8 protein-coding genes and 1 pseudogene are annotated in these 9,063 nt (G+C 35.2%); 6 read left to right on the forward strand and 3 right to left on the reverse strand.

The window, feature by feature from the left end; translation table 11 throughout:
- The first annotated feature begins 130 nt into the window (after positions 1 to 130).
- The 6 genes from LDB17_RS09465 (at position 131) to LDB17_RS09490 (ending at position 7,299) form a co-directional block, all read left to right on the forward strand.
- Positions 131 to 1,627: a hypothetical protein gene (locus tag LDB17_RS09465; RefSeq protein WP_252636482.1), complete on the forward strand. Its 1,497-nt coding sequence runs from the start codon at positions 131 to 133 to the stop codon at positions 1,625 to 1,627.
- A gap of 176 nt (positions 1,628 to 1,803) precedes the next feature.
- Positions 1,804 to 3,417: an OmpP1/FadL family transporter gene (locus LDB17_RS09470; protein ID WP_252636481.1), complete on the forward strand. Its 1,614-nt coding sequence runs from the start codon at positions 1,804 to 1,806 to the stop codon at positions 3,415 to 3,417.
- A gap of 237 nt (positions 3,418 to 3,654) precedes the next feature.
- The gene (locus LDB17_RS09475) at positions 3,655 to 4,122 is read left to right on the forward strand and encodes an SMI1/KNR4 family protein (RefSeq protein ID WP_252636480.1); all 468 of its coding nucleotides are present in this window, start codon (positions 3,655 to 3,657) and stop codon (positions 4,120 to 4,122) included.
- A gap of 892 nt (positions 4,123 to 5,014) precedes the next feature.
- Positions 5,015 to 5,899, forward strand: a complete 885-nt coding sequence (locus tag LDB17_RS09480; RefSeq protein WP_252636479.1) for a helix-turn-helix domain-containing protein — start codon at positions 5,015 to 5,017, stop codon at positions 5,897 to 5,899.
- 302 nt (positions 5,900 to 6,201) lie between these two features.
- The gene (locus LDB17_RS09485) at positions 6,202 to 6,858 is read left to right on the forward strand and encodes a DUF6080 domain-containing protein (RefSeq protein ID WP_289781667.1); all 657 of its coding nucleotides are present in this window, start codon (positions 6,202 to 6,204) and stop codon (positions 6,856 to 6,858) included.
- Positions 6,859 to 6,888: 30 nt separating this feature from the next.
- The gene (locus LDB17_RS09490; protein ID WP_289781672.1) at positions 6,889 to 7,299 is read left to right on the forward strand and encodes an HAD-IB family hydrolase; all 411 of its coding nucleotides are present in this window, start codon (positions 6,889 to 6,891) and stop codon (positions 7,297 to 7,299) included.
- A 56-nt stretch (positions 7,300 to 7,355) separates the two neighbouring features.
- On the opposite strand, the gene LDB17_RS09495 is transcribed toward LDB17_RS09490, so the two are convergent.
- From LDB17_RS09495 to LDB17_RS09505, 3 genes and pseudogenes are all read right to left on the reverse strand, one after another.
- Positions 7,356 to 8,204 (reverse strand): M48 family metallopeptidase, encoded by an 849-nt coding sequence (locus LDB17_RS09495; RefSeq protein WP_135104043.1) that lies wholly within the window; start codon positions 8,202 to 8,204, stop codon positions 7,356 to 7,358.
- A gap of 40 nt (positions 8,205 to 8,244) precedes the next feature.
- The gene (gene mscL, locus LDB17_RS09500; RefSeq protein ID WP_252636477.1) at positions 8,245 to 8,655 is read right to left on the reverse strand and encodes a large-conductance mechanosensitive channel protein MscL; all 411 of its coding nucleotides are present in this window, start codon (positions 8,653 to 8,655) and stop codon (positions 8,245 to 8,247) included.
- Between the two features lie 50 nt (positions 8,656 to 8,705).
- Positions 8,706 to 9,063 (reverse strand): annotated as a pseudogene (locus LDB17_RS09505) (hypothetical protein); the annotation flags it as partial.

Raw genomic sequence — 9,063 nt, forward strand, 5'->3', positions numbered from 1 at the left:
TTGTATTCACTTACTGTAAGTTTTAAACCTTTTGACGATTGTTTAGTCTAAGATATATACATGAAAGTATATTGTACAGTAAGTGAATACAAAACTAAATTAGTAAATAATAATTATAGGAGAGCAGATTATGAAAGCTAAAAAAATGTTTCTAATGATTCTCGTGTCAGCTATACCGTTCTTGGCTTTTGCTCAGGAATGGGATGACATATATGCTACTTCTAAATCGAAAGAATCGAAACAGAAAGAAGTAAAAGTAAAGACTACTGCTCCCCAAAAGCAAGTAGACCAAACTCAGGTTTTGGTAGTGAAAGACAATGGGGATATAACATTAGAGCGAACAGGGAATGTGAATATCGATGTAGATGCTTATAACCGTAGAGGTAATGTAAGCGTATACGATGCCGAGCAAACACAGATGCCTGACGACTCTATTGCAAACGCAGATGAATATAAGGATTATGAATATACCGATCGTATAGTAAGATTCCATGATCCCGCTAATAGTGTTAAAATTTCTAGTGATAACGAGATTAATGTATATGTTGTAAATGATACATATAGCAACTATTATCGTAATCGAGGTTGGAATTTTAACGTAAACTTCGGCTGGGGTTGGGGTGGATATGGATATTATCCTTGGTACGATTCATGGTATTCCCCTTCTTATGCATGGGGATGGTATGATCCTTGGTACTATGGCTCTTGGGGCTGGGGTTGGAGCAGACCTTGGTACTATGGCTCTTGGGGTTGGGGATGGAATAGTCCTTGGTATGGAGGCTGGTATTCCGGCTGGTACGGCGGCGGTGGCTGGTATGGCGGTGGACATTATCATCGTTCAAACTATTCGTATTCTGGTCGTCCTAGATATAGCTCAAGCGGCAGATATTCAGCTTACAATAATTCAGGACGCTATAACTCCGGTTATAATAACTCCGGCAGATATTCTTCATATAGCGGAGGACGTGGGTCTTCTTCTAGTGTAAGCACTCGACCATCATATAGTTCGGGTAGAGGATCAAGTAACGTAAGTACTCGTCCATCATATAGTACAGGTAGAGGGTCGTCAAGCGGTGTGAACACCCGTCCGGCTACTCGTCCAAGCTACAATAGCGGAACATCTACAGGTAGAGGATCGTCAAGCGGTATTAGTACACGACCTACTACTCGTCCAAGTTACAATAGCGGAGCATCTTCGGGAAGAGGTTCTTCATCCGATGTAAGTACTCGTCCGAGCACACGCCCAAGTTATGACAGCGGTTCATCAAATAGTAGCCGTCCAAGTTACAATAGTGGTTCGTCCAACAGTACTCGTCCAAGTTATAATAGTGGATCGTCTCGTAGTTCTTCAAGGCCAAGCTATAACAGTAGTAGCCCATCAAGGAGCTCTTCTAGTAGCAGCCGTCCAAGTTACAACAGTGGTAGCTCTTCTAGTAGCCGTCCAAGCTATAATAGCAGCAGTTCGTCTTCTTCAAGTTCGCGCCCAAGTTATAGTAGTAGTTCTTCTAGTAGCTCTTCTTCAAGAAGCTCAGGGTCTTACAGCTCCGGTAGTTCTTCTTCGGGACGTTCTTCCGGTGGAGGATCATACAGTGGCGGCGGTGGTAGAAGTAGTAGTGGACGCAGATAATACAATCGTATCATAATAAAAAATATAAAAGCTGTTTCAACAAACGTGGTTATTGGAACAGCTTTTTATGGAAAATATAAGAAAATAGAACATTTAATATACTCTGAAATGTGTATGTTTCGTTTCGAAAGAGTTTAAACATGCAAATTTCATCTGTTAGATAAAAATATTGAAATATGAAAAAATTATCATTATTAATGCTTGCTGTTGCCTTTTCGGTAGGAATGGTTTATGCTCAAAATGAAATGGATGCATACAGATTTTCCAAGAATGATTTAACCGGTACGGCAAGATCTGTAGCTATGGGGGGTGCATTTGGTGCACTGGGGGGTGATATCTCCGGTATCGCAATAAATCCTGCCGGTATAGGAGTTTATCAAAAGTCTGAAATTGTGACAACAATGAATTTTCAGAATACAAAGTCACAAGGTCAGTTGAATATAGGTAAGCAAAATGAAAATAAATTTACTTTTGCTTTTGATAATTTAGCCTTTGTGGGAACTTTTCCTTTATATGATGATGTAGTTCCCTTTCTTAATTTTGGATTTTCTTATAACCGTTTAAAAAGCTTTGATAGGAAATATGCCGTAATGGGCGATAATACTCGATCTATTACCGGTTATATGGCTGGTAGAGCTAATTTTAATGAAGTTCCAGCTTCACGCCTATCTCTAAAAGATAATGACTTTTGGGGGGTGTGGGACAGTCAGGATTGGTTGACGGTATTAGGCTACAATTCTTTCTTGATAAATGAAGGTTCGAACGGCTATAGTGCGGCAATACCAAACAACGTTTCCAATGATTTGTTTGTGGAAGAGAAAGGTTATATTAGTGCATATGATTTCAATATCGGAACTTCTTTCTCTGATATCGTGAGCATTGGTGCTACAATTTCTATGACAGATATAAATTATCGTCTCTATTCTCAATATACAGAGTATATGCCTGATGGAAATGGTGCATTGGCAGATAATCGCAGATTTGATTTGTATAATTGGAATAGAACGGATGGAACAGGTTGGCAAGTAAAAGCGGGAGTTATAATAAAACCGGTTCAAGAATTCCGTATAGGTATTGCTTATCACTCGCCAACATGGTATAAAATGACAGATCATTTTGCTGCCGATTTGAGTCATAATTTATCAGGAGTATCTAGCTCTAGTCTTGATCCCGATTATGTAACAGGAACAGTAAAGAGCTACGACGGGCGGGAAGATGCTGTTTTTGATTACAAATTGCGTACACCCGATAAATGGACATTTAGTATGGCGGGAGTTATAGGGACAAAGGCTATCATAAGTGCAGACTATGAATTGACAAACTATAAGAATAATATGAAGCTGTTTAATCGTAACAGTAAAGTATTTTCCCCGGATCCGAATGAATATATTAAAAACGATTTCAAAATGGCATCAGCCTTACGTGTTGGTCTTGAATATCGTTTTACCAGCAAATTTTCTGGTCGTGTAGGTTATTCATGGGTGCAAAGTCCTTTTGACTCAAAAATAAAGAATAATGGAAATGAGGTTACTACAGATCCTCGTCCTGTTACACAATATGCATTCGATGCCGATACTCACTATATCACTTATGGATTAGGGTATCAATTTATTCCTGAAAGAAGAGGTAAAGCTGATTGGTCGAATGGTTACTTTTATACAGATGTTGCCTTTGTAATGAAATCTCAAAAGGCAGATTTGTATTCTTTTGCAGGAGCAGATAAAGCTTCTTTGAAGACAAATTCATTCCAAGGTCTATTGACTTTAGGATATAAGTTTAGTATGAATTAGGCTATTATTGAAAACAAAATTAAATAGAAAAGGTATGCTTTAAGCATACCTTTTCTATTTAATAGCAGAATGTTTCTGATCTCGGAAGTTTTATTTTGCTACTGACAAGTAAGGTCGTATTTGATTTTGAATTGTATCTTTGTAAATATATTTACGTCGAATTATTAGTTTAATTGGCCATTTGTTAACTTTTAAACTAAATGTATTCTGTATCTCAAACCATTAAAATTAGTATAGATGACCCCTGCGTATCATAAGTTCCTTGAGTTATTTAGAGCTAATGAATATAAAATAAAACACGGAAAGAAGGGTGTAGTAAAGGAAGAGTGGATCGACTACACGGAGCAAGAATTAGGATTTTCTTTACCTGATTCCTATAAGTGGTGGTCACAGGAGTTTGAATACTTCAAAGTAGAGGATGAATATATTAAATATGTATCTCCTCCCGAAAACTATAATATTGCAGATGTAGATAGCCTTTTATATCTATACAAGTCTCAGATAATAAGTAACGCCACATCTCAGAATGAATTGACTATTTTGGAAGAAGGAGAGGGGGATGCTTTGTATTATTTTTTAATTGAGCCCGGGCTAAATGGCAATGAGTATAGAGTCTTTTGTCGTGATTATATGAATGAAGATGATGATTTTTATGCGGATGATTTTTTTAAGTTTTTGGAAATGAAAATACATCAAATGAAATAATACACAGGCTGAATATAAGGGTAAATTACAATCAAAGAGATATATGATGCTATAAGTTAAAAGTTATAGCATTTTTTTATTCCTTAAAAAGTCATATTTTAATGTTTTAAGAAAGGGGTTAATCTCTTTATATGTAGGTTTTTATGCGTTTTGTGCTGTGCCAAAAAGTTGTATGCTATTGTTATTGAAGCGAGTCTTTACTAACTATGCATTATAATTATAAAATAATCAGAATCTTGAAATAGAATAATATATTCATTCTTACACTGATGATAATCTAGCAAGGTATGTAAATATTGATAATAATTTTTAGTGAAACATTTGTCTATATGACAAAGCCTTGTTATAAGGTAGTTATAAAGTTCCCGAAAATGAGGATTGCTTTGGTTGTCCTCTCACCGTCCTGAGATTGCCCGTCTCAGGACGGTTTTTTTATGAGTTATTTAATCGATTAGTATCATTCAAAAGATTAACAAAGTAAATAGAAACACTATGATGATATTCGTGTAAACGAGGTTTTCTAAATATATATTCAGGTTCTGCAGGGGGTTTATCTTCAAAAAAAAATAACTATTTATCAAAATAATGAGTTTAAAGATTAGTAGACTTACAGTTTAATACAACCGAGAGCAATTATATCTTTTTTCTTGTATTAATGCTCTGTTATTGAATATTTTATTAAAACTATCAATGAATGAAGAAAAAGGATCGAAAATAATAGAAAATCTCTATCAGAGGAAGACGTGAAGAGTAAAGGTTTAAATAATTATAAATATTATACTAAAAGTCCATTTATTTTCGCTATTAAGAAATTAAATTCTATATTTGCACCGTGAAATATTAAGAGCAATATTTCATGATAAATAACACATAACAAAACTAAACTAAAGTCATGCTAGAAAAGGAAAGTAACGAGCTTGGATATTCGTTAGAGAACGAATTTAAATTATATAAGAATGCTCACTCTTTACCAGTTCCTCATTCAGCATTTTGTACGACTTTTGGTATAGTTGGTATTTGTCATGAAGGAGCTATTACTATCGAAGTCCATCAGCGTCAAGAAGAGCATCGTTTTGTAGAAGGAGAGATGATCGTTTTATTGCCAAATCAGACTATATCGGTAAAAGATAAAAGCGACGACTTTAAAATTGATTATTTTTTACTTTCCCAAACAATAACAGATGATATTCTAGGTGGTATTTCACGCTTTTCGCCACTATTCTTCATATATATGAGGCAAAAGCACTTTTACAAACTGACTAAGAATGAGATGTCTCGGTATTCTGAATACTATAATCTTGTTAATGAAAGATTTCTTACGTCAGACTGTATGTTTCAGCGGGAATATATAGTAAGTTTAATAAGACTTTTTTATTTGGATGTTTATTATAGCTTTAAAAATAGCATATTGCCAATAAATGCGACTCCTAATTCAAGGAAAGAGAACTTGGCATATCAATTTTTTCTTTTAATACTAAAACATTACCACGAAAATAAAGAAATGTCTTTTTATGCGAAGCAATTGGGTATAACACCCAAGTATCTTTCTAAGGTAATAAAGGATGTAAGTGGCCGATCTGCCAAAGACTGGATTGTAGAATATACTTTGTTGGAGATAAAATCGTTGTTAAATAATACAGCGTTAAATATTCAGGAAATAACATTGGATACACATTTTTCGAGTCAAGCCTCTTTAGGTAGATTCTTTAAAAAGCATACAGGACAGTCTCCGTCGGAATATAGGGCGAGGCTCGACACTCGGATAGGTATGTTTTAGAATATTGATCAGCGGTAAATAAATGCTTCGTAAAAGATAGAAAAATAAATAAAAATATATTGTGTAGTTTTGTAAAGTTTGTGTTAAGGTTGGGGTCCTGCAAGTCGTGAGATTAGCAGGATTCTTTTTGAAGCAACTTCATCACGAAACTCCATTATTTTATAAACAAAACAAGATACTATACTTCTTATCTCAACAGAGATGAGATTTTAATAATAAATTTTTGACACAGCTTGTACATTCTAATTCTTTAATTTTAAATTTTATCGAAAGCCCTTTTGCCCCAGAAAAAAGAAGAGAAGTTGCTATTCTTTATACTGTTATTAATTTATTTATCCTATTCGATATATATAGCATTAAGCACATCTGTGATAGATAATATGTCGTATGAAACAGATATTTATTTTTCTTATGATAACCCCTTAATCTTAAAGCTTGGACGAACACAGATAAGCGGGCATCCTCTCCTGATGCTATTTTATTACCCTTTTGTTCTTATTGGCAACGGACTTGCATATTTAGTTACATTTAAGGCTAAAACTCTCCTTTTTGTTTTATTGTCCTCCTCGATGATCAGTATGTCTTCCGTTTATATTTTTCGATATCTGAGAGAGATCATTGAAATAAAAAGGTCTGTAGCTTATTTGATAACATTATTTTTCGCATTTTTTTCTACAAACCTACTCTTGAGCTTTACACCTGAAAGCTTTACGCTATCTGCTATATTTTTGGCATTTATCATGTATACTATTTCGCCGGAAGTAACAGTACGTAATGGAGATAATCTTTATCTCACCTCCTTTTTTGTGTTTGTAGGGTTGTTCCGATATTTACAAATCATATTTGTGGAAGAAAGGAGTGGTAATCCAACACTGATATTCCTCAAAGATAATTTTATCCGCATTATTATAATCTTATGGATTATTTCTTTCTTTGTTATCACAAAATTCTTTAGGTAATGATAGATGCAAATTCATCGAAGGTAATAGCTGTTTTCTTATTTCTTTAAAGGAAAGACATTATCGGGGTTTAATGCTATTTGCGAAAAATACAAGAATCGAATAAATCAGACGTTAAGATCACAAGCAATCGATAAGGTCAAGTTTTATCAACAAGAAGGGCATATAGTTCTCATTAATAGTGCATCTATTTATAATTGGATTTTGCCTTGGGCTCAATCAATCGGTATTGAAAGCGTTATCGGTACAGAGGTTGAAGTTAAAGAAGGTGTAATAACAGGGAAGTTCAAAGGTGAAAATTGCTACGGAGTAGAGAAGGTCAAACGTTTCCTGGAACTTTATCCTTATAGAGATACTTATCAGTTATATGTATACGGCGACAGTAGCGGAGATAAACCGCTATTAGATATTGCAGATTTTCCGTTTTATAAGGAATTCTAAAATAAAAGAGACTACCTCTTACACGAAATAGCCTCTTCTGTTTTAGTTTTATTCAATTAGAACTTCCATTTGTTAGATGTTTTTGAAGAATTTGTATTCGTTGCTCCTGTTCCACCTTTATAGTATTTCATAGCTTCAGGCAAATCTTTCTCTATCTGTTGGATACGTGTGTTGTCTGAAGGGTGAGTACTCATAAATTCAGGAGTGCTACTTCCTTGCTGCGACATGCGAGTCCAAAATGCAGCAGCCTGACTCGGGTTGTATCCTGCCATTGCCATAAATATCAGACCAAGTTTATCAGCTTCTAACTCTTGTTTGCGCGAATAAGGTAATAAAATTCCATATTGAGAACCGAGCCCAATTGCTGCAGCAGCGGCTTGTTGTACCCCGGTAGAAGTTCCTCCGAGAGCTGTACCTATTGCAGCTGTACCATATTCAGTCATCATTTGTTGGCTCATACGTTCATTTGCATGTTTTGCTACAGCATGTGCGACTTCATGTCCTAAGACAACAGCCAGACCTGTTTCGTCTTGAGTGTAAGGCAGTATTCCTTCATATACGACAATTTTTCCACCGGGCATGCAGAAAGCATTTACATCAGCACTCTTCACGAGGTTGAATTCCCATGCATACGATGCTAATTCATCTGCATAACCATTGTTTTTCAGATAAGTTTCAACAGCATTCGCTATATTTCTACCAACTTTCTGTACCAATGCCGTATTCTTCTTATCGGTTGATATTGGTGCAGATTTTATAAATTGTTGATATTGCTGTAAACTCAACGAAAGAACCTCTTGGTTGGAAACCAGATTCAATTGTTTACGTCCCGTTACAGGTACGCTGCCACAACTGGAGAACAATAGTGACATCGCTATAAATAAAATAGGGAAATACTTTACCATAATGCTTGTTTGTTAAGTTCAATTTATAAAAGGTATATATTTAATTTTTATTTTGATCCTTCAATAAATCTCTGATTTCTGTTAGTAACGTTTCCTCTTTAGTTGGAGCCGGAGGGGTAGCAGGGGCTTCTTCTTTTTTCTTTTGTAGCATATTGATACCCTTGATAGCAAAAAATATAGCACTGGCTATGATAACAAAATCAAAAACAGTTTGTACAAAAGAACCATAATTGATTGTTACAGCTGCTGCGTCACCTACTGCATCTTTTAGCGTTACCTTCAGGTCCGAAAAATTGACACCGCCAAGTACAACTCCAATTGGAGGCATGATAATATCGCTTACAAGCGATGATACAATCTTGCCGAATGCTCCACCTACAATGACACCGACAGCCATATCAACTACGTTGCCACGCATCATAAACTCCTTTAATTCTTTTAATACCGACATAATTATTTTATTAAATTGATAAATTGTAATATATTTTTATAAACACGAATTTAAAACTTTTTGTTTAGAAATATTTTTACGCTTACAGGTTTGCTACCATTTTGTATGTTTATGCTATCGATGCACATTCTATCCGGCAAATCCATTAATAAGGGGATTGTTGCGTAATCGAATGCCATCGAGTCATTTGCTGCCTTCTGTTTGTTTTCTAGTATATAGCCTATTAGTTGTATTGAGCTGTCATAAGGAAGATAATTAAGAGCCAAAGTTTTTTCCTGCACTTTTGTGAAAATACAGACAGGTGTGCTATTTCGAATTTTGGTTATAAGCTCGATGTTATTTTCGTCCGAAAAGAATGTGTTTTCCGAGTCAGAATCAATAAATATTTCAATAGGCCTGAGATGGTTG

Origin of the sequence: Dysgonomonas sp. Shenzhen-Wh21, assembly GCF_043392705.1 — a bacterium.
In the GTDB taxonomy this organism is placed as follows: domain Bacteria; phylum Bacteroidota; class Bacteroidia; order Bacteroidales; family Dysgonomonadaceae; genus Dysgonomonas.

Coding starts and splice junctions, on each gene's coding strand:
- LDB17_RS09465 (WP_252636482.1), top strand. CDS start 131: ATGAAAGCTAAAAAAATGTTTCTAATGATTCTCGTGTCAGCTATACCG.
- LDB17_RS09470 (WP_252636481.1), top strand. CDS start 1,804: ATGAAAAAATTATCATTATTAATGCTTGCTGTTGCCTTTTCGGTAGGA.
- LDB17_RS09475 (WP_252636480.1), top strand. CDS start 3,655: ATGACCCCTGCGTATCATAAGTTCCTTGAGTTATTTAGAGCTAATGAA.
- LDB17_RS09480 (WP_252636479.1), top strand. CDS start 5,015: ATGCTAGAAAAGGAAAGTAACGAGCTTGGATATTCGTTAGAGAACGAA.
- LDB17_RS09495 (WP_135104043.1), bottom strand. CDS start 8,204: ATGGTAAAGTATTTCCCTATTTTATTTATAGCGATGTCACTATTGTTC.
- mscL (WP_252636477.1), bottom strand. CDS start 8,655: ATGTCGGTATTAAAAGAATTAAAGGAGTTTATGATGCGTGGCAACGTA.